The 19,365-nt window shown below is 44.2% G+C and carries 19 protein-coding genes; 11 read left to right on the top strand and 8 right to left on the bottom strand.

Features of this window, described 5'->3' with window-relative positions:
• Nucleotides 1-102 precede the first annotated feature (102 nt).
• The 8 genes from OCV56_RS18720 to OCV56_RS18685 all read left to right on the top strand — a co-directional run bounded on the left by OCV56_RS18720 (nucleotide 103) and on the right by OCV56_RS18685 (nucleotide 6,834).
• Nucleotides 103-1,266, top strand: coding sequence for a threonine/serine exporter family protein (locus OCV56_RS18720; RefSeq protein ID WP_004731486.1), 1,164 nt, complete (start codon nucleotides 103-105; stop codon nucleotides 1,264-1,266).
• 178 nt (nucleotides 1,267-1,444) lie between these two features.
• The gene (locus tag OCV56_RS18715; RefSeq protein ID WP_076654025.1) at nucleotides 1,445-1,783 is read left to right on the top strand and encodes a zinc ribbon domain-containing protein YjdM; all 339 of its coding nucleotides are present in this window, start codon (nucleotides 1,445-1,447) and stop codon (nucleotides 1,781-1,783) included.
• Between the two features lie 100 nt (nucleotides 1,784-1,883).
• Complete coding sequence (locus OCV56_RS18710) at nucleotides 1,884-2,306, top strand: N-acetyltransferase (protein ID WP_086712722.1); 423 nt, start codon at nucleotides 1,884-1,886, stop codon at nucleotides 2,304-2,306.
• A 51-nt stretch (nucleotides 2,307-2,357) separates the two neighbouring features.
• Nucleotides 2,358-2,852, top strand: coding sequence for a GNAT family N-acetyltransferase (locus OCV56_RS18705; RefSeq protein ID WP_086712723.1), 495 nt, complete (start codon nucleotides 2,358-2,360; stop codon nucleotides 2,850-2,852).
• A 92-nt stretch (nucleotides 2,853-2,944) separates the two neighbouring features.
• Complete coding sequence (locus OCV56_RS18700; protein ID WP_086712724.1) at nucleotides 2,945-3,376, top strand: GNAT family N-acetyltransferase; 432 nt, start codon at nucleotides 2,945-2,947, stop codon at nucleotides 3,374-3,376.
• Between the two features lie 140 nt (nucleotides 3,377-3,516).
• Entirely contained in the window at nucleotides 3,517-4,878 is a 1,362-nt protein-coding gene (locus tag OCV56_RS18695) for a DUF1800 domain-containing protein (protein ID WP_086712725.1), read from the top strand.
• A gap of 8 nt (nucleotides 4,879-4,886) precedes the next feature.
• A complete protein-coding gene (locus tag OCV56_RS18690) occupies nucleotides 4,887-6,110 on the top strand; it encodes a DUF1501 domain-containing protein (protein ID WP_086712726.1) in 1,224 nt (407 codons plus the stop codon).
• Between the two features lie 163 nt (nucleotides 6,111-6,273).
• On the top strand, nucleotides 6,274-6,834 hold the full coding sequence (locus tag OCV56_RS18685; protein WP_086712727.1) for a hypothetical protein: 561 nt from the start codon (nucleotides 6,274-6,276) through the stop codon (nucleotides 6,832-6,834).
• A 113-nt stretch (nucleotides 6,835-6,947) separates the two neighbouring features.
• On the opposite strand, the gene OCV56_RS18680 is transcribed toward OCV56_RS18685, so the two are convergent.
• A complete protein-coding gene (locus OCV56_RS18680; RefSeq protein ID WP_086712728.1) occupies nucleotides 6,948-7,559 on the bottom strand; it encodes a LysE family translocator in 612 nt (203 codons plus the stop codon).
• Nucleotides 7,560-7,661: 102 nt separating this feature from the next.
• Between OCV56_RS18680 and OCV56_RS18675 the strand changes: the two genes are divergently transcribed.
• Nucleotides 7,662-8,555: a LysR family transcriptional regulator gene (locus OCV56_RS18675; RefSeq protein WP_086712729.1), complete on the top strand. Its 894-nt coding sequence runs from the start codon at nucleotides 7,662-7,664 to the stop codon at nucleotides 8,553-8,555.
• A gap of 31 nt (nucleotides 8,556-8,586) precedes the next feature.
• On the opposite strand, the gene OCV56_RS18670 is transcribed toward OCV56_RS18675, so the two are convergent.
• On the bottom strand, nucleotides 8,587-9,810 hold the full coding sequence (locus OCV56_RS18670) for a helix-turn-helix domain-containing protein (RefSeq protein ID WP_086712730.1): 1,224 nt from the start codon (nucleotides 9,808-9,810) through the stop codon (nucleotides 8,587-8,589).
• 20 nt (nucleotides 9,811-9,830) lie between these two features.
• On the opposite strand from OCV56_RS18670, the gene OCV56_RS18665 reads away from it, so the two are divergent.
• On the top strand, nucleotides 9,831-11,837 hold the full coding sequence (locus OCV56_RS18665) for a TonB-dependent siderophore receptor (protein ID WP_086712731.1): 2,007 nt from the start codon (nucleotides 9,831-9,833) through the stop codon (nucleotides 11,835-11,837).
• Nucleotides 11,838-12,058: 221 nt separating this feature from the next.
• On the opposite strand, the gene OCV56_RS18660 is transcribed toward OCV56_RS18665, so the two are convergent.
• The 6 genes from OCV56_RS18660 to OCV56_RS18635 form a co-directional block, all read right to left on the bottom strand.
• Complete coding sequence (locus tag OCV56_RS18660) at nucleotides 12,059-13,003, bottom strand: ADP-ribosylglycohydrolase family protein (RefSeq protein WP_086712732.1); 945 nt, start codon at nucleotides 13,001-13,003, stop codon at nucleotides 12,059-12,061.
• Between the two features lie 204 nt (nucleotides 13,004-13,207).
• Nucleotides 13,208-14,134 carry an amino acid ABC transporter permease gene (locus tag OCV56_RS18655; protein ID WP_086712733.1) on the bottom strand — a complete coding sequence of 309 codons (927 nt, stop codon included), beginning with the start codon at nucleotides 14,132-14,134 and terminating at the stop codon, nucleotides 13,208-13,210.
• Nucleotides 14,135-14,279: 145 nt separating this feature from the next.
• Entirely contained in the window at nucleotides 14,280-15,089 is an 810-nt protein-coding gene (locus OCV56_RS18650) for a transporter substrate-binding domain-containing protein (RefSeq protein WP_086712734.1), read from the bottom strand.
• Nucleotides 15,090-15,101: 12 nt separating this feature from the next.
• Complete coding sequence (locus OCV56_RS18645) at nucleotides 15,102-15,899, bottom strand: amino acid ABC transporter permease (RefSeq protein WP_086712735.1); 798 nt, start codon at nucleotides 15,897-15,899, stop codon at nucleotides 15,102-15,104.
• Nucleotides 15,899-16,645, bottom strand: coding sequence for an amino acid ABC transporter ATP-binding protein (locus OCV56_RS18640; RefSeq protein ID WP_086712736.1), 747 nt, complete (start codon nucleotides 16,643-16,645; stop codon nucleotides 15,899-15,901). Before OCV56_RS18640 ends, OCV56_RS18645 begins: the two co-directional genes overlap by 1 nt.
• Nucleotides 16,646-16,870: 225 nt before the next feature.
• Nucleotides 16,871-18,019 carry an iron-containing alcohol dehydrogenase gene (locus OCV56_RS18635; protein ID WP_086712737.1) on the bottom strand — a complete coding sequence of 383 codons (1,149 nt, stop codon included), beginning with the start codon at nucleotides 18,017-18,019 and terminating at the stop codon, nucleotides 16,871-16,873.
• A 193-nt stretch (nucleotides 18,020-18,212) separates the two neighbouring features.
• Between OCV56_RS18635 and OCV56_RS18630 the strand changes: the two genes are divergently transcribed.
• On the top strand, nucleotides 18,213-19,097 hold the full coding sequence (locus tag OCV56_RS18630) for an AraC family transcriptional regulator (RefSeq protein ID WP_086712738.1): 885 nt from the start codon (nucleotides 18,213-18,215) through the stop codon (nucleotides 19,095-19,097).
• Nucleotides 19,098-19,365 lie beyond the last annotated feature (268 nt).

Raw genomic sequence — 19,365 nt, 5'->3', positions numbered from 1 at the left:
AGAAAAAAGTAACGAGTTCAGTTGATAATTCACGCAAAAGTCTCGTCATTCCGTCTATCGTTTGGTACATTTGCCGCACATTTTGTCTCGCCTAAAATACCCATGCCTTCTCAGTTCAGAATTAACAAAATTGTTGAAATTGGTGATACTCTTCACCGCAGTGGCTGTGCTCCTTACAAGCTCGAGAAATACACTCAATTCTATGCAAAAAAGCATGGTGTTGATGTGATGATCCAAGCAACACCAACGGCGATAAACTATCAATTTCCAGACGATAACAACGCCGTTATTCTTAAGCGTCTAAAGCCTGCTTCAATTAACCTGAGTTTGTTGGCCAATACGATCATTCGTATTAACCAGCCAAGCAGTGAACCTGTCCCTGAGCCTGTCGGTTATTCTAAATTTGTGACTGCTCTTGCTAATATGGGTATACCGCCTGCGTATTTAATGCTGGTGGGCAGTACGTTGGAAGCGGTTGGCTTTTCTGCGTTATTGGGTTTGATGGTTTGGGTATGTCAGCAAGTTCTTCATTCACGTCGTGCTATTGCGGTTGAGTTTATCTCGGCACTGTTAACGGGTATTTTCGTAGCCTTTTTGGCAAGCACAGGGTTACCGATTCCGGTGTGGGCGCTGTGTATCGCCTCGATTGTCTTGTTCGTCCCCGGGTTATCCATAGCCAACGCATTAGAGTGTTTGGCGTTTAATGATCTAGTCTCTGGTACTAGCTTGTTAGGGCAGAGTGCCTTAACGCTGATAAAGCTGTTTGTTGGGATAATCATGGGGCTCAATATTGGTGAAGCGATATGGGGGCAAGCGGTCTCCATCGACTATACCAATGCGGTACCAATGTGGATGCATATATCTGGCTTGGTGCTGATCTCTGTATCTATCGGTGTGATGTTCAATGCACGCCCGAAAGACATCTTGCTTGGCTTACCAGTTGCGGTTCTCGGTATGTGGGGACCGTTCTATCTAGGTTTTGATAGTGGTTGGGTTGTAGGTACTTGGGTCACGACGGTTCTTATTACTTTGTACGGAACTTGGATTGCCAAGAAGATGGAGCTCACGGGCTCTATTTATATCGTGCAAGGGATCATCATCTTGGTTCCGGGTAGCCGAGTATTAGTGAGTGCTAGCCAGTCAGTGTTTGAACAATCGATTTTGCCGATTCCAAGTATTGGTTTGTCTGCGTTATTCATGTTCTCGGCAATCGTGGCAGGGCAAATCACCGCTTACTCCATTTACTCACCAAAAGTTGAACGCTAAGCCGTTCCGCTTCTCGAACCTACAAACAAACACAGCTTAGCGGCTGTGTTTGTTCGTTTTGGGCACTGTTCTTTTTAAGATAATGAACTCTCAAAGAAACTTGTTAGATTTATGCTCGCTAAGCCAAACAAGAGTCATTAAAATGGACGCAAATTCTATTTAAATGAGTTATTAACGTATGTCTTTACCTCCTTGCCCGCAATGCCAATCTGAATACGTCTATCAAGACCAAAACAACCTAATCTGCCCCGAATGTGCCTACGAATGGAACCCAGAAGAAGAGCGTCTAGAAAGAGAGGCCGCGCGTGTTAAGGACGTTAACGGTGCAGTGTTAGATACCGGCGACAAAGTTACTTTCATTAAAGATCTAAAAGTGAAAGGCAGTTCTAGCGTATTGAAAATCGGTACTAAAGCAGTGATTCGTCGCATCAATGAAGGCAAGGATCACCAGTTAGATTGCAAGCTTGATGGTGGCGGTGAAATGTTGGTAACAGCGAAATACGTGAAAAAGCAGTAACCATTCTTTCGAACAATTGTCGTAAATCTTCAATATTTTGGGGCCGCTTCTGAGCATACTGACTGGCAAATACAGTTGCATTAAACGTTAGAGAATCAAAATGATCAGAGAATACAGCGCAGCCGACACTGAAACGGTTCTAGATATCTGGCTCACGGCTTCCATTAAGGCACACGACTTCATGTCGCCTGAATTTTGGGAGTTACAAGTGGACAATATGCGCGATATCTACCTACCTGCCTCACGAACCTACGTGTTCCAAGGTGATGGGGAAGTTCGTGGCTTTTATTCGGTCTATGAAGGGATCTTAGCGGCGATCTTTGTGAGCCCGCAGCATCAAGGTTGTGGCATCGGGAAACAGCTCATGCAACATGCCAAGCTTGAATGCCCAAAGTTGTCTTTAAATGTGTACAAAGAGAATCAAGCGACTATTGAGTTCTACCTTTCTCAAGGCTTTAAAATCGTAAGTGAACAAGCGGATGAGCACACTGGGCACCAAGAGTACACCATGCACTTAGCCTAGCGTTGGGCTTAGTGCATAGTCAGGCAAGTACTAGGCAGGAATAGAATTTATATGGATATAGTCAAAGCTGACATGGCGCACTCAAATGCGTTCCACCATTATGTACAAGCTTGTATTGATGATGGACTCGAGATCTATACTGGTATTTCTGATGGCAGTGATGCCTATTTAGAAAGACGAATTGCTTATTCAAAAGGTGAGTGCCTGCCTAAAGGGTGGACGCCAGCATCTACTTATTTTTATTTGGATCTTGGACGTATTCTTGGTGTGATAAGAGTTCGGCATGGCACCAGTCAGTACATTCACGATGTCATTGGACATATCGGGTATGAGACCCTGCCGCAAGCCAGAGGGCGGGGTGTCGCAAGTCATATGTTGTCTTGGGTTCAACGTCATGTATTGACCGAAAGCGCTATCATTACCTGTGAGAGAGGCAATATTGCTTCGCAAAAGGTGATTGAGAAATGCAGTGGTCAGTTCCTGAATACTTTTTACTCAGAGCAAGACAGACACGAAGTCCTGCGTTACCAATTAGACCGAACATAAACATGTAAGCGTGGCATTTGTTGGTTTATCGGGGGTTACCGTGTTCCGTCTAAACCAAAATGAAGCCATAGCCATTTATTGTTGGAGGTATTTTGAAGTATTCGACAAGAGCCGCTCAGCCATCAGATTATGAATTTCTGTTCGAACTGAAAAAGGCGGCAGAGTTTGAACCTATTAAAGCTGTCTTTGGTTGGGATGAGCAAGTTCAGCGAGATATACATGCTGAAGAGTGGGCAGAAGAACGGCCTGAAATCATCGAATATCAAGGTAAAGCGATTGGTAGTGTGTTGTTGCAAGACAAAGGAGAGCACTTCTACTTTTGCCGATTTTTTTTGCTACCTGAATATCATGGTAAGGGTATTGGAAGCCAAGTTTTGACTGATTGTTTGGCTCACGCTGCCAAGCTCAATAAGCCAGTAGAGCTATGTTATCTGCAAGGTAACCGGGTTGGGGAGTTGTATCTCAGGTTTGGCTTTGAAATCACCTCGCAAAACGACCAGTTTGTTTATATGTGGCGTAAATAGACATCCATTCAAAATGATCACACCGTGTCCGTAACTTGATAGGCAGTTGACACCCATCTAACGTAAAACCTTGTAAAGCTCCCTATGCTTGATGACTAAGCGATTACACTTAGAAAAGATCGAGCGTAAGGGAGTGTGCAATGAATTATTACCCGACTTCAAAAATCGTGGGTGAGCAAAGGTTTGGTTTTGGGCCTAGATTAGGTCAAACAGCCTATTATTCTCCTTTAGAGCAGTTGGATAAAAAGCCATTTGTTCATCAGTCCATTCAAGCTTTACCCACAACCGAATCTATTCTGATAACCGTCGGTGAGAATCGTGAACAGCGAAAGAAAGCGAAGGGTGATGAGCAAAAGATGCAAGCAATGAAGAAAGAGGCACAGTCTTTTCTTCGTACTCATTATCGACAACAATCTCAAGCTCGCCACTTGCAAAGCGTTGAAACGCCTTATGGTTTCCAAGAACGCATTATTCAGTTTTGGAGTAACCACTTCGCCATCTCGGTTGACAATCGAAAACTGATGCCCTTAGCTGCCAGCATTGAAAACGATGTGGTTCGCGAGCATTGGAATGGTAATTTCAGCGACATGCTGATGGCTTCTTCAAAACATCCAGCCATGCTTCTTTATCTCGACAATCAACTCTCCATTGGACCTAACTCAAAAGTTGGTAAGCGCCATGATAAGGGGCTGAATGAAAATCTCGCTCGTGAAATTCTAGAGCTCCACACCCTCGGCGTTGATGGTTCCTATAACCAACAGGATGTGATTGCCTTGGCCAAGGCGATTTCAGGCTGGGGGATAAAGTTCAAATCACCCAACGCTGGTTTTCGCTTTGCTTCGGATTTACACGAACCGGGTACGATAACTTTACTTGGAAAAGCCTATTCCGAGTCAGGAGTCTTGCAGGGCGAATCGTGTTTGCAAATGCTAGCTATGCATAAAGACACAGTGAAACACTTGGTTGATAAGCTTTGTCAGCATTTTATTGGTGATACGCCTAAAGAACTCTCGGAACAGATGGTTGCAGAGTATCTAAAAAGCGATGGTGATTTGCTACCTATTTACCGTTTGTTGCTGAACAGCAAGGAGGCGAGCACGCCTAAGCCTAATCGCTTTAGGCCACCTAAAGAGTGGTTGTTTGCGGTGCTTCGTAGCGCTGACATTTCACTTAACGAAAAACAGGTACTGAATACTCTTAACACACTAGGCCAACCACCTTTTAAACCGGGTTCACCTGCAGGGTGGTCAGATCAAGACAGAGACTACAACAGCCCGTCGGCGTTAACACAACGTATGCAAGTGGCTAATCGACTTGCTTCGGCTGTTATCAAGTCAGCGAGAACTTCAGGTGAAAAACCTAAGGTCGTGGTGGATAAAGTGATTGCGACTTTATACGGCGATGCAATTGATGAACATACTCAAATTGTATTGAGCAAAGCCGACAGTGCTGCAATGCAACTTTCTCTGTTGTGGTTAAGCCCACAGTTTCAATATCGTTAGGAGTGGGTATGAAAAAGACAAACGGTTCGCAGAAAATGAAGTCACAGAATAACGGCCCAAAAAGTATCAATCGCCGTCAGTTTATGGGAATGGCAGCAGCGGTTGGTATGAGTGCAATGTTGCCATTTCCAAGTTTTGCCAAAACACTCTCAGACAATATCTTTATTTGGATATCACTGCGTGGCGCGATGGATGGGTTAAATGTTGTGGTGCCTTATGCTGATCCTGATTATTTAGAACTAAGACCGAATATCGGTTTGAAGCCCGATCAGCTATTGAAGTTAGATAACTTCTTTGGATTGCATCCGTCTCTCAAACAATGCCACCAATGGTACGAAAGCAAAGAGCTCAGCTTCGTTCATGCGTGTTCAACCGCCTACCGAGAACGCTCACATTTTGATGGACAGAAGATACTAGAAAACGGCACTTCCGATCCCTTTAATACGCATGGATGGCTTAACCGCTTACTCACGTTAAGCTCAGAAAAGTATGACGGAATAGCGATTGATTCAGGCTTGCCGTTAATCATGCAAGGTGAATCTACAGTAGCCAGTTGGTATCCAAACCGTTTAAAAACACGCGACAAACAAATCGAGCTACTTGAAGAACTTTTTCAGAGTGATCAAATGCTGTCAGCCAACTTTGAAAGCGTCATGAAAATCGATGAGTTGGTGGGTGACCAAGGCGTTGGCAAACAATTTAAGTCATTGATGGGAAAAACGGGCGATATTTTATCTGCGGATAACGGACCAAACATCGCTGCACTGGAACTTGGTGGTTGGGATACCCATGCAAATCAAGGCATCGTAAATGGAAGGTTGAGCATCCAACTTAAAACTCTGGATGCAGGATTAGCGGCACTTAAGGACTCGTTAGGTTCACACTGGAATAACACAGTGATTATCGCCGCCAGTGAATTTGGTCGAACAGCGAAGGAAAACGGTACAAAAGGCACCGATCATGGAACTGGTAATGTCATGTTGGTTGCTGGTGGGGCTATGGCTAACAAGGCTTCAAACGTATCGAGTACAGGCAGCTCTGGGGGGCAAGTTATTGCAAACTGGCCGGGATTAAGCCCAAAGGATCTGTATCAAGGGCGAGATCTCAAACCAACGACTGATATGCGAGGTGTAATTAAAGGTGTACTTGGTCAACACCTGTCTATAAAAACGAAGCAGCTAGACACCATCTTCCCTGATAGTGAAATGGTAAAGCCACTTCAAATAATATGAAGTGGCTAGAAACTTAAATCAACGAGACTTTTAATAAGAGAATTGTCACTATTCTTATAAAATAATGCCAACTATATCAATATTTTATGAATCGACGTTTTCGGTTTGATTTATTAATGATAGGGTCGCCGGATAATTATATTGATAAGAATAAAGGCTTTATATGAAATATTTTCTGCCAATGGCTTTGGTGGCAAGCTTAACGGGTTGTATGACGTTACCTCATAATGCGTCAAATACTCTATCTGCTCCTCATGGAGATGGAGCTATAGGTATTACTACAAAGATCATTAAGGTTGGTAGCGCTTATCCGTGTGATACTTTTTCGATTTTAATGTACGAAAAGATTGGCGCGGAACTGGCTCAAGAACCGGAGACGTTGAGGATGACAGTCTACGAAGATCTAGAGTATGTATTATTTGATAATATCAAGCCAGGTAGTTACGTTGTTAAAGAAGCGCGCTGCAATGTTCCAAGAGGGATCGCTGTCGACGGATACAAGCGTTACCACTCTATCGAAATGTCGAGTGAGTATACAGTTAAACCCAACACATTGACTTTAACTGATGACCTAATTTTTGCTGCTCAGGAAACTGAGAAGGACTTTTATTTTACAGTTGAATCAAGTGAAGAAGTTTCAATTTATCTTGAGGGTCTGCTTACGCGATCAGAGACCATCAATGAAGAATGGAACATAGAAACGCCTAAGAGTCAGCAGCTCTAATCGTTAGTTGCCTTCAAATTATTAACTGCTTTACAACCGGTTAACTGAGCTGAAAATTGTAAATCAACTCAATGGCATAATGTGTCATTGAGTTGTTTAGTTTTAGCTTCTATTTAAGACTTAACCGCCAACAATGTCCCAAATGTAATCAACCCAACTCCACACGCTTGATTGAGCCTTTTCTTGGCTTTCAACAAGTGTTTTTGCAACGTATCCGAAGTAAACAACATTGCGACAATTCCAAACCACAATCCATGAAGAACTATCATGTACAACCCATAACCGAGAGCGACATGCTGGTTCTCAGTATCGGGTGAGATGACTTGGCTGAAAATGCTTAAGAAGAACAACATGGTTTTTGGGTTTAGCACGTTACACAAAAAGCCTTGTGCTAAATAGCGCCAAACACTAGTACTTTGCCTCGTTCCTTCCAAAGGTGCAAGCTTGTTGTCCGCACTCAAGATACCTTTTAGTCCGAGATAAATAAGGTAGGCTGAACCTGCATATCTGATCATGTCAAACAGCTGCTCATTCTGTGAGATTAAGTAGCTGATCCCAAGCATTGAATAACTGATGTGAACACAAATGGCTAAACTCACACCTATTGCAGTCCAAATCCCTGCTTGTCTTCCTTGATTGACACTGTTTTTTAAAACTAAAACGAAATCAGCTCCAGGGCTTATAACAATTAATAGCCCCAATACTGCTAGGCTTAACCACTCCATAATGACTCCAACTCTTTATATTTGATGAGCTGGCATTGTATGGTTTTTTATTGCTGCCTATAATCGAAATGAATTCCATCTATCTGTGAGAAAAAATCACACATGAGACATTTGAAAGCATTTCATATTTTCCACGTATCAGCGCATTCGAGCAGTTACAGTGAGGCGGCGGACAAACTCAATATCACTCATGGTGCAGTGAGCAAACAGATCAAGGTTCTGGAAAATCATCTGTCTCAAATTCTGTTTTATAAGCAGGGTAGGAATGTGTGTCTCACTAAAGAGGGTGAGTTACTCAAAGGTTACACAAAGCAAGCGTTTCAAGCATTGGAGACTGGAGTCCATCAGCTTAATCAGCTGAATCATCAAGCGTTGGAAGTCTCGTGTGAACCCACATTGACTATGCGTTGGTTAATGCCTCGACTTGGTGATTTCTATAACGAATCCGGAATTGATGTTCGCTTGTCTACTGCGGGTGGACCTGTGACATTAGGCGCGACTGGGTTAGATATGGCAATTCGCCGAGACGACTTTAACTTAGCTGAGCACTACAAAAAGATACCGCTAGTCGAAGAATGGGTTGGCCCAGTGTTCTCGCCTGATTACTGGCAACAAGTCAAAGACAAGCTAGCCGATGTGAAATTGCTGCATAGCAGCACGCGACCAAACGCTTGGAGCCACTGGGCATCCATCACCAAAGATAGCGAATTGGATAGCAGAATAGTGTCGCAAGCTATTTCAAACCAGACTTTTGCGCACTTCTATTTTTGTTTTCAAGCTGCCGTTGATGGGCTAGGTGCAGCTCTTGGTTCTTATCCTTTGGTGGTTGATGATTTGAATAGAGGTAACTTAATCGCCCCCTTTGGCTTTGTTCCTTCCGGTCATCAGTACATATTGCTTACACAAGATGACAACCTCGATAAACCAGAAAATCCGTTTGTGGTTTGGCTGAAGAATGAGTTATCACAATGTGTTCCAGCTTTAAATAGCCAATAATTAATAACCAAAAGCTATGTTGCGTCAGAATTTAACTCGTTCTTGATACTGAGTTTTTGGCAAGCGCATGGGGTGGAACACCAAAGGCTTTCTTAAAGGCACTGGTGAAATTAGAAGGGTGCTGGTAACCCGCCTCATAGGCCGCTTCGGTTATTGAAACCAAGCCGCGCTCTAAGTGCTGTCGCGCGATATCTAGGCGTCGCTGGCGAATATAGCCGTTGATGGTTAGATTATAAGACTGCTTAAATCGACGTTGTAAATTGGAGATACTCATCGAGAATTGACTCGCGATGCTTTCAAGGCTGAGCTGTTGATCTAGGTTGATTTCAATATAGCTGATGATGTCCTCAATTTTGGCATCGAATGTCTTTGATGTACTGGGCTTAGCAATGTTTTCACTCGAATCTGTATTGTGTGAAGTGAAGCCTAGGTCTGCGCTAGTTGCACTTATGAGGTCATCGTCGGAAGTACACTGCTGACAACATTGAATGGGCATCTGCGACAGGGTTAGCGCGAGCAATTGTTGGGTGAGTGTTTCTACTACTAACTTGTCTTGAAAATTAGTCGGTGTCGCTTGACTGGTTAATGTGTTCGTCAGTCGAATGATGTCAGGATTTAGTTCTAATTCGTAAAACGCCTTGTGTGAATCTAGGAATGATTTGCTAGAACAGTGATCGCTTAAACGAGGCTCTACCCATTGTGGCTTAACCAAGATGTTTACCTTATTCATCTTGTTGCCTTGGATTAAAGAGCGTCTAAAGTTAGCCGGTTTCGCAAGATTGACCACCACACCTTGTGGCCCCGTACTGGCATCGAGATCGAACTCGAGATCGTCGTAGCCAAAGGTGAGTTTTCCTTCAAGAAGAATCGTAATCAGGATGGCGGAGTGAGCGGTCGATACGATGTTGCTGTCGACCAATTCAATACAACGACCGCCATGCACGAATATCTGGTCGTTGTATTGGTAAGAAAGGAATTTTCCCTCAGCAAGTGACGTTTGCTTGGTTTGGCCTTGCGTTACGATGATCTGCTTTTCAGTCTGTTCTAGCTTTTTGGTGAGAGCGACTTTCTTGGTTAATGTAGACTTTTTGACTATCAAATTCGCTTTCGCCACAGCCGTTTCGGCAAGTCTAGCTTGCTCTGACGTTACTTCACCCATTTGACCTTTCCTCATAACACCTATGCGTTTTCGCATAAGCAAATCATCTGTGCATTTATAAATTACAACTCTATCATATTTGCGAATTATTATCATTTACATCTAGGATTGAATTTATGGAAAGCCCAGTCAGCTCAACAATCAAGCTTTCAGCCCTCTGTATTGCCATAGCCAGTGCGTATAGTAGCCCTGTGATAGCAGAAGAGAACACATCGCACTTTGATGAAGTGGTGGTGTGGGGAACGAAAGTATCAAGCAACACCGAATCGATCATTGCCGACGATATGTCACTTAAGCAAGCTGACCATATGTCGGATCTACTGCGTGAAATCCCAGGTGTTGATGTTGGGGGCACGCACTCGGTGAACCAACGGATCACGATTCGTGGCTTAAGCGAAACGGATCTAGATATTCGACTTGATGGCGCTTCGCAGCACGCAAACATGTTCCACCATATTGGCAACCTTACTCTTAACCCAGACATTTTGAAATCGGCCGATATCCAAGTGGGTAACAACTCGGTCACGCAAAATGGGTTAGGTGGCTCAGTACTGTTTGAAACCAAAGATGCCAAAGACTTGCTTCGTTACGACGAGAGTTTTGGCGCTCGTGTTTATGGCGGCTACGCGACCAACGCAAGCCAGCAAGGTTCATTAACGGTGTATGGTTTGCTGTCAGATAACGTCGATGCCATGCTGTACAGCCATTACATGAGCCGTGATAATTTCGAAGACGGTGACGGCAATGAGACCTTTGGGTCTGAAGGGGATGTTTACAACATTCTCGGTAAGATTGGCTTTGAGCCAAGTGACTTACACCGCTTTGAACTTTCTTATGATCTGTATCGTGATAGCGGTGATTACAGTCCGCGCCCTGATATGTCAGGTGGTGCTAACGAAGGCTTATCTAGCGACATCCTTATTCCAACTGATTATGACCGTGACACTATTACGGTAAGTTATGAGCTACGTGGCGAAAGTCATCAAGGTAATGTGACCTTGTACAACACGGAGACTGAGATTAAGCGTGATGAAAGCGTTATGGCACCACGTTGGCCATCGAATCGTTTATCTAATAACACCGCGAAGAACCAAAATTTTGGCTTGAATGCTAAGTTCCAATCGGACTACCGCCTAATGTCGTTTGATAATATCGCGACCTACGGTTTTGATTACATGGACAAGTCATCAAGTAGCTATTACGGCAGCAGTAAATTTATGGACGAGTCAGCAATTTCTACCGCACTTTTTGTTGAAGACCAGTTCTACTTTACCCAAGTATTTTCTATTACTGCGGGTGTCCGCTTCGATGATTATCAACGCAAAGCCGAAACAGGAAACGACGACTTTGACGACGTAACATGGTCGTTGGCAACACAATGGGATATGACTCAAGATTGGACGCTGTTTGCCAGCACGCGCTCGCTATTCAAAGGCCCAGAGTTGATGGAAACCTTTATTGCTTATCAAGATGCTGCGTTCTTAGCTGACGACATCAAGGCTGAAACAGGACAGAACACGCAAGGTGGTGTGCGCTTCGACAAACGTTTAGATAACCACTTTATCGGCGCAAACCTAACCGTGTTCCAAACCAATATTGATGATTACATTGCCGAAGAGTACCAGCCCGCAAACCAGAGTTACTTGATTTACAACTTAGGTGACGTTGAGATAAAAGGTTTCGAAGCTAGCTTGTCTTATGGCTACGAGATGTTTAACAGCAAACTCTCATACGCGCGCTCAGATACGAAAAACAAAGACACAGGCGGTGCTGTCGCGGGTGGTAATGGTCGCAGCATTGATATGGGTGACAGCATCACGCTAACGCTCGACTATCAGTCTGAAGCTCTTGAGACTATCTTTGGATGGAACTCAATGTTTGTTAAAGATGAAGACAATGTATTCGATGGTCAGCCGATCAAAGAAGGCTATGACGTCCATAACCTTTATGCTCAGTGGGTACCATCAAATGTCGATGGATTGTCTGTCACCTTTGGTATCGATAACGTGCTTGATGAGCAATACACCTCACACGCGTCTCGTTCAGGTACCGCAAGAGGCTTTACCTTGGATGATTATGAACCAGGTCGTAACTACAAGCTTTCCGCTGCTTATCAGTTCTAGAGAAGGCTCTAGTTCTTAGGTGTGGTTAGAGCGATAAACTGGCGGTCGTAGGGATCCGCAAAGTTTAGCGCCCATAACTAAAGCTATCTTTTAAGTCGGTCGTTTAAAGCATTCATTTAAGTTATTCGTTTTAGTGATTACTTTAAGCTATTAGTGGAAAGAAAAGCGCCTCTCGAGCAAGGAATCGAGAGGCGCTTTAGTTTTATTCGTTATTGTGGAAATCACTCAATAGGCAAAGACAAGACACCGCCATTGAGATCGACTTGGTTCAGCCATTCCGTTGGAATTCCACCCTCTTCTTCGTAGAAACAGGCCGCTAATACAGCGCCAATCACAATCGCACGGCCACAGCTATCACCGCCACATAAGATGTTATCTCGAATGCCTTGTTTAAAGCTTTGAGCGCCAGCAATGATGCGAATCAGCAATGGGAACGCGGCACTCAGTTCACAATGCAATCCAAATTTTTTTGCGGCTTCGGCTATTGAAAGCTCGGGCTCAGCTAAAGCTTCATCTATTTGATCGTGTATAAACCTGCTGCAGGTTTGTCTTACCATCTCTACGGATTGTAGAGGAGAGTTGCCCTGTATCGCGGCTTGAATCAGCAGAGTGATTGCCTGCGCCCACTCCACGGCTTTGTCGTTGTTATTAGTGACTCGAACCGCGCTTTCGACCATTGCTGGTAAGGTGTGAGAAGTGTAAGTACACGCCACTAATGGAATGATCTTTGATACTGCGGGGAGCTGTGTATCGTCTGCGCCACACGTTGTAATAGGGGCATTTGCTAATTCTAATTGATGGATGTTCAACAAGCTCATGCGCGTCGCTTTATCTATGTAGCCTTGCCAACTACCACCAAAATCAAACCAGAATCGGAAATGTTTGATATAACTTACTTCATCGTATTGTTGATTGTCGACTAGGCTATCGACCATCGCCAATAACTGAGCACCGTATTGCGATTGGTCGCCAGCGGTTTTTCCTTGGTGTGCGAAGTAGCCTTTGTCTTGATAATCGAACTGGTTCGGTGAGCGAAATTCTGGTTCAAAGCCCGCCACGTGTAAGATCCTCTCTTGGTCATACAACCAATGCAGCCCCATGGAAGCGGCGTCTCCAACCAATGCGCCGACAACGGCGTAAAAAGCTCTCTCTTTATGATTATCCATGTTGAGTGATGTCCTTGAGATGAATCAACGTAGTTCGATACTTTAAGTATAGTGATTAGACAAGTATTTTGCTGTGTTTCGAAGAAGAAATTGGAGGGGATTAATCCTGATTGGTCAATGGCTTAAACCAATCAGGTGAAATTGATAAGGGTGATGAATAGTCTGGTGAATCAATGTATTCAGTTGGTGGTGTTACTCGTTCTATTATTGATGATTAAGGTAGGCACTAGAACGCTGCTCAATCACTTTGAACAGACGCGAAAGTGCAAAGCACAAAGCAAAATATACGAAGCCTACAATCAACCAGATCTCGAAGATCAAACCGGAAGAGTTCGCCATTTCAGTACCAACAAACGTCATTTCTTGAATCGAAATCAGCGACACAATCGAGGTGTCTTTGACTAGCGAAATTGCTTGGCCCGCTAAGGGTGGAGTAATCGCGGTTAATACTTGTGGGCCTACCACATATCGATATTTAGAAAATGCCGACAAGCCGAGAGAGTCGGCTGCTTCCCATTGGCCTTTGGGAATGCTTTCTAAGCCAGCTCGAATCACCTCAGCGATATAAGCCGAAGAGAGCAGGCCAATACAGATCACGCCAGAGGCTAAGTTTTCCCAAAGGTTAGCAGGGCCAAATAAGAAGGCTTGAAGTTGGTTAATCTCACCATTATGTTCACGTAAAATACTTTCTAGGCCAAGCAGAGGGATCAGCTGGTTAGAAACAAAGAAATAAAAGATAAACACGAACACCAGTGGAGGAATGTTTCGAACCAATTGGATGAAAATCAGTGCCGGTGTTTTGAAGAAAGCGATCTTAGAGTGTCTTGCTACCCCTAACAGTGTGCCGAAAGAGAGCGCTAATACCATGCTCCATAAGCTCAAACGCAATGTTGCGACCAAGCCTTGAAAGAAATAAGGAATACTGCCTTGAGAAGGTGGAATAAAGATTAACGTGAACGCGTCTTCCCATCGCCACTGATAGTTAATACCGACAGAAGAACGATAATAAAGCCAACCTGCGAACGCACAAATGATGGCAAACAACACACCATCTAAGAGATTAAGGCGTTGATACCAAGGCTTCGTGTGAAGGTTGGGCTTGGGCGTTGATAATGCGCTAGTACTACTCACGTCATTCCTGTTTAAACATTAATTATTATTGAATTGTTGCTTGGATCTAAAGCGATTTAAGTTGTCGATGAGAAGGCAGTGTAAATAGCGCACTGCCTTGATTCTTCAACCAATCCATACTTAAAAAGCTGAACTCAGCTTCAGATTACTGGCCTTGAGCAATCTGATCTTGCCAATCTAGAGTAGAGAACCAGTACTCGTAACGCTCTTTCAACCAACCGTCTTCAGTACGTGCTTTGATCCACGCGTTAAAGAACTCTGTTTTGTCTGTTTCGCCTAGGCGTACAGCAAACGCTTCGTTACCTTTTGACAGACGCTCTTCAAATGGAATGAATAGCGTATCTGCGTTTTTGATCGCTTCGTGTTCTGGTTTCGGGCTAGATGCGATAACCGCGTGTGCATTGCCGTTTAGCACTTCTTGGAACGCTTGAGCGTCGTCATCGAACTGAAGGACTTTTGCTTTCGGGAAGGTTTCACGAGCGACTTGAACCGTGAAAGCACCACGACGCGCAGCAATTTTTACGCGGCGAGAATCAAAATCAGAGATTTGGGTAAAACCTTCAGCTAGCTCTTTATTCGCTGCGAGTTGAACGCCTGAATGAGAGTAAGGTTCAGTGAACAGAACGCTTTTAGCTCGTGCTTCAGTGATAGACATACCGCCGATGATTACATCAAACTTGTTCGAGAGTAGAGAAGGAATAATGCCATCCCATGCCGTCGGTACAAATTCAACTTTCCAGCCTGAATCTTCAGCAAGACGTTTTGCTACATCGATTTCAAAGCCAACAAGATCGCCTTGTTTGTTACGCATCGCCCAAGGAACAAAAGTCGACATACCGACACGTAGAGAGCCACGATCGTTGATTTTGTCTAGGTTAGGCGTTTCAGAAGCGAGTGCAGGCAAACTCACGGCAAGCGCAAGTAAAGCGGTGATAGCGGTTTTAAATAGCTTCATGCTGATAAATCCTTATTGTGTTCGCCAGTTAGCTCCGAGCTTATGCTCAAGCCAAGCTGCAACGGCAGAAAGTGAAAGTGTAAGTGCGAGGTAAATGATCGCCACAGAGAACCAGATTTCAAATGGCATCGCGGTTTCAGAAACAATGTTTCTGGCTTCGGTTGTCAGGTCGAAAATAGCCATGACACTGACAATCGAAGAGTTTTTGATGAGAGAGATCACTTCATTTGTCAGAGGTGGCAACGTGCGTTGTACCACTTGAGGAAGAATCACATCCCAATAAGTATAGGTCTTTGATAAGCCCAAAGATTGAGCTGCTTCAAATTGTCCTTTCGCAATGCCATTTAAACCGGCACGAAATATCTCGGCGGTGTAAGCCCCTTGGAAAAGTGCCAAGGCTAAAACGGCAGTGCTAAAGCGATCCAGCCCCAGTACAGGACCAAACACAAAATAGAGCAAATAAATTTGTACTAGTAATGGCGTATTACGAATCAGCTCGACATAGCTGGTGGCGAGGGTACGACCAACCACGGAATTAGAGTTGCGTAACAGGGCCGTGGTTAAACCAATAATTAGCGTAGCGACCAAAGAAATCAAAGAGATATTGATAGTGACGAGTAGCCCTTCCATCAATTCTGCAGGCCACCATTCACCGTCTTCATAAAAGGCGATGTAGTCAGGTACTCGCTCCCATTGCCAGCTGTATCCCATGGTTTGCGCGCCAGAATCGATGATCCAGATAACAGCCGCTGCAAGCACAATAATTTGTACTAATGCAGATAGGGCAGGTTTCACTATTTTAAACAGCATCAGTAAGTCAGAATCTGATTTAGGAACGCTTGAGTACGTTCATGTTGAGGGTTTTCAAAGAGCGCTTGTGGAGTATTGGACTCCACTATTTGCCCCTCATCCATAAAAATGACACGGTCGGCAACACGCTTTGCAAAGCCCATTTCATGTGTCACACACACCATGGTGATGCCTTCACTTGCCAGTTCTACCATCACATCAAGCACCTCGTTGATCATTTCCGGATCAAGGGCAGATGTTGGTTCATCAAACAGCAGTAATTCAGGTTTCATACAAAGAGAGCGAGCAATCGCAACACGTTGTTGTTGGCCCCCAGAAAGCTGAGCGGGGTACTTATTCGCTTGCTCGGCAATGTGCACACATTCGAGATAGTGCATCGCGGTTTTCTCTGCTTCTTCTTTGCTTTTTTTGAGCGTACGAATTGGAGACAGAGTCAGGTTTTCAAGCACAGTGAGATGGGGGAACAAATGGAAGTGCTGAAACACCATTCCGACTTGGCCTGGAGTGTTGAACCTACACGGAAGCGCTTGTTCTAGCACGGAAAGCTCGCCACTTTCGAAGGGTTCTAGCTGATTGATACAGCGGATCAAGGTTGATTTACCTGAACCAGACGGCCCGCAAATCACCACTATCTCTCCCTGTTCAATCTTTAAATCGATATCCTTTAGGGCATGAAAATCACCATACCACTTGTTAAGTGACTTAAACTTAACCATTTCCTTGAGATTGTTCAAATCGTTATTCATACCTAGTAAAGAGACAGGTTTACCTTAACAATATGGAAATATGATTGCACATAAAATTAGGGACTTAAGAGAATTTAATAGCATCTTGTCGGGCCAATTAAAAAGCAGCGCCCAAAATGAACGCTGCTTCTGTTGTACGAAAGAAAAAAGCAATAGGTTCAGTCAGATGTGAAAATTCATCTTTGTATGACCGCTATCTTTGCTTTCTCTCTATTCTAGCGGATCTTATTGAATCGCAGACTCTAGAATCTCACGTGTTTTCTCTGGGGTGATTGCCTGGTTCTCACCAAGTTGCAGGTAACCGTGTGATTCAAGCTGAGCAACAACGTTGTCGATTGCTGCCGTTTTGGTTGCTTCGTAGCCGTCGAACATAGTTGCAACGTCTAGGCTGTGGTAGAACGCTTCGATTGCATCGATAGTACGCTCTGCCAAGTCAGCACCTGCTTCTAGGCCAAATACGTTACGACCCATTTGCTCTAACTTGCCACGCTTCGCTTCGATTTGGTTTCGAAGTAGTGAAGGTTGAACAATCGCAAGTGAACGTGCGTGGTCTACGTGCCATAGTGCTGTGAACTCATGGCCAATCATGTGTGTTGCCCAATCTTGAGGAACACCCGTGCCAATCAGACCGTTAAGTGCTTGGTTTGCTGTCCACATTAGATTTGCACGCCATGCGTCGTTATCACGCTCGTCGTATTGCTCACCAAGTACAAGTAGGTTTTTCAGTAGTGTTTCTGCGTAACCGTCTTGAACCATCGCATCTGTTGGCATCGTGATGTATTGCTCACAAACGTGTACCCAAGCATCAACGAGACCGTTAATCAATTGGCGTTCAGGCAGAGACTTCATTACATCTGGATCCATTACCGCAAATTTAGGCTGTACTGCAGGGTTCATGAATGCCAGCTTCTCTTGAGTCGCTTTACGCGTAATTACTGCACCCATGTTAGATTCAGAACCCGTAGCAGGAAGCGTCAGTACTGCACCGATTGGTGTTGCTTCCGTTACTTGATGTTTGCCCGCTAGGATATCCCAACCGTCACCGTCGTATTTAGCCGCTGCAGCAACGTACTTAGAACCGTCGATTACCGAACCACCGCCAACAGCGATAATAAACTCTACGTTTTCTTCTTTAACAAGAGCGACGGCTTTGTCTAGCGTCTCTTTCGTTGGGTTTGCTTCAACACCAGCAAACTCAATCCAAGCGTGATCTTTAAGAGATGCGACTACTTGGTCGTAAACGCCATTGCTTTTGATTGAACCGCCACCGTAGATGACAAGCACTTTCTTAGAAGTATCAACCGCTTGGCTGATAGCGTTGATTTGGCCTTGGCCGAAGTGAATCACAGTAGGGTTAACATAAGTAAATTGCATTGTAGGTTCCTTGTGTAAAGCTAGATTTTTTATTCTGATGTATTGCTCAAATTCTATATTTGCATATTAGTACAGGAAACTAGGGTGGTGAAGACCAGTTTCTCCAAATTAATTGCCTATTTCTACAAAGTTGTTATTCTTTTTGGACTTTTGTGCAAATACACTCCGCACCTTGAATGGAATATCACCAGTTATGAATACACTCGCTCGGTTAATGCAGTCTTACGTTGAATACAAAGGTTGGGATGATCTCGAAGGGATCAGAGAAACTGAGATCGAGGGCGTTTGGTTTTACCGAAGCAGCGGCGGCAACCAACGCCAACCTTTTACCTATCAGTCTGGCATCATCATGCTTGGGCAGGGTAAAAAGAATATCTATATCGGCGAAAGGCCTGTTACTTACGCCGCGGGTGATTACCTAGTCGTCGGTGTGCCTATGCCACTAGAGTGCGAAGCCTTACCTGTTGATGGTGACCCCTTGCTTGGTTTGTCGATTAACATTGATTCTCAGCGTTTACACAGTTTGGTGAAAAAGTTAGAAGACCAAGGCTTTCTCGAAAGCTACTGCAACAAGCATAAGCAGAACTCGAGTGGTTTAGAGTCGACACCCATGGAAGAGCAAATGCTAGACAGCTTTACTCGACTGATCAAAACCCTGCACTGCGACATCGAAGCCAACATATTGGGCGATGCGCTCGTTAGTGAAATTGTTTATCGCGCACTGACAGGCTCAGAAGGTCGTGTGTTATTCGATCTTGCCCATCATGATGGCCACTACGCACGTGTTGCCAAAGCACTGTCTAAAGTACATGAAGAGTATGACCAAACCATTACCGTTCAATCGCTTGCCGACGAAGCAAACATGAGCGTGTCTGCCTTCCACAACGCCTTTCGTAACGTAACGTTCGAGTCACCACTTCAATACCTGAAGAAGGTAAGGCTCAACAAAGCTAAAGAGCTGATCCAATTAGAAGGCTTGCGCATCAGCGACGCTGCTCGCCGAGTCGGCTATTCCAGCCCATCCCAATTCAGCCGCGAATTTAAGCGTCACTTCAATACCACCCCAAGAGCAGTGTAGTTCTTCTTCAAAGGAACTATGTGCCAAAAGTTATGGTGTCTCATTCATCGTTGACGCCATCTCATTTCAGAGAGCGCCACTTCTTTATCACAACCATATTCCTAACGCTGTTGTATCACGCCTAACACTTGTTGAATTATATGAGTAAATGTATCTATCCATGGTTTTTTTAGATTATTGGCATTTGAGTATCGAACATATTATTAACGTACTTGTATAAAATAGGCTCTTTAAAATAATTAGTTAAATAGCTTAAGAGTTTATGCAG

It is taken from the genome of Vibrio gigantis, from assembly GCF_024347515.1.
GTDB lineage: Bacteria > Pseudomonadota > Gammaproteobacteria > Enterobacterales > Vibrionaceae > Vibrio > Vibrio gigantis.
Note: the sequence above shows the minus strand (reverse complement) of the source record. Positions and strands in the feature narration are given on the sequence as shown.